This is a genomic window from Micromonospora maritima (assembly GCF_902825405.1).
In the GTDB taxonomy this organism is placed as follows: domain Bacteria; phylum Actinomycetota; class Actinomycetes; order Mycobacteriales; family Micromonosporaceae; genus Micromonospora; species Micromonospora maritima.
On sequence record NZ_CADEAU010000834.1, the window covers coordinates 1 to 1454 of the forward strand.

Below are 1454 nucleotides of genomic sequence, written 5' to 3' on the forward strand. Positions count from 1 at the left end.
CGGTCGCCGCTCCGGTGACCCGGCGCACGCTCGGCGCGGACGACTTCGTGCTGCTGGTCGAGGCCGCCGTGCCCGACCTCGACCTGGCCGGCTGGCTCGCCGGGCGGCGGGCCGAGCTGCTGGCCGACCTGGACCGGCACGCCGCGGTGTTCTTCCGCGGGTTCGACGTGCGCAGCGCCGACGACTTCGGGCGCGCGGCCCGGGAGATCGGCCCGGAGCTGCTGGGCTACCTGGAGCGGGCCGCACCCCGGCACGAGGTGGCCGATCGGGTGTTCACCTCGACCGAGTTCAACGCCGCCCAGTGGATCCCGCTGCACCACGAGATGTCGTACTCGCACAACTGGCCGACGCACCTGTTCTTCTACTGCGCGCAACCGGCCACCGGCGACGGCGGCGCGACCCCGCTGGCCGCCGAGCGGGTGATCACCCCGCTGATCCCGGCCGAGGTGCGGGAGCGGTTCGCCCGCGACGGGGTCCGCTACGTGCGCAACTACGGGCCGCACCTGGACCTGCCGTGGCAGGAGGCGTTCCAGACCACCGACCGGGCGGAGGTGGAGGCGTACTGCGCCGCCTCGGCCACCGAGTTCACCTGGCTGGGCTCCGACGGGCTGCGGACCGTGGCGCGCCGGCAGGCGACGGCCACGCACCCGCGTACCGGGGAGACGGTGTGGTTCAACCACGCCCACCTGTTCCACGTCTCGAACATGCCGCCCGAGGTGGCCGGCGCGCTGCTGCGCGAGTACGGCCCGGAGGGACTGCCGCGCAACGCCTACCACGGCGACGGCGAGCCGATCGCCGACGAGGTGGTCACCGGCATCCGCGAGCTGTACCGGCAGCACGCCCTCTCCGTGCCGTGGCGGCGCGGCGACGTGCTGGTGGTGGACAACTTCCTGGCCACCCACGGCCGGGAACCCTTCACCGGCGACCGGCAGATCCTGGTCGCCATGTCCGACCTCTACGTGAACCGGAGTGTGCTGTGAACGGTTACCGTCTGTCCCCGGTCCAGCGGCTGGCCTGGGCCGGCAAGCAGGACCTGGTCCGGGCCCGGGTCCGGCTGGACCGGCCGCTCGACCCGGCTCGGTTGCAGGCCGCCGTCGACACGGTGGTGGCCCGGCACGAGGCGCTGCGGCTGACCCTGGTGCACCACCCCGGCCTGCGGGTGCCGTTGCAGGACGTGGACGACGACCGCGCCGTCACGGTCGGCGCGCAGGGCGAGCTGTCGGTCACCCTCACCGACGACGCGGTGGAGCTGGCCGCCACCCCGCTGATCGCCGACCCGGCCGGCCTGCGTCTGGTCCTGGCCGACCTGGCCCGGGCGTACGCCGGCGACCTGCCGCCGGCCGATGAGGAGGCGTTGCAGTTCCTCGACGTCACCGAATGGCAGCTGGAGGAGCGGGAGGCGGCTCCGGCCGCCGCCCCGGGCGCGCCGGCCGCCCGGCTGGTCGAGCCGCACG

At 74.7% G+C, this 1454-nt stretch carries 1 protein-coding gene and 1 pseudogene; both read left to right on the forward strand.

All coding sequences use genetic code 11. The features are described from left to right. Nucleotides 1-980 (forward strand): TauD/TfdA family dioxygenase (locus HUW36_RS32770; protein WP_174531576.1); only part of this gene is annotated, 980 nt, incomplete at its 5' end. Beyond that, nucleotides 977-1454: pseudogene (locus HUW36_RS32775) on the forward strand (hypothetical protein); the annotation flags it as partial. The gene HUW36_RS32770 and the pseudogene HUW36_RS32775, both read left to right, overlap by 4 nt.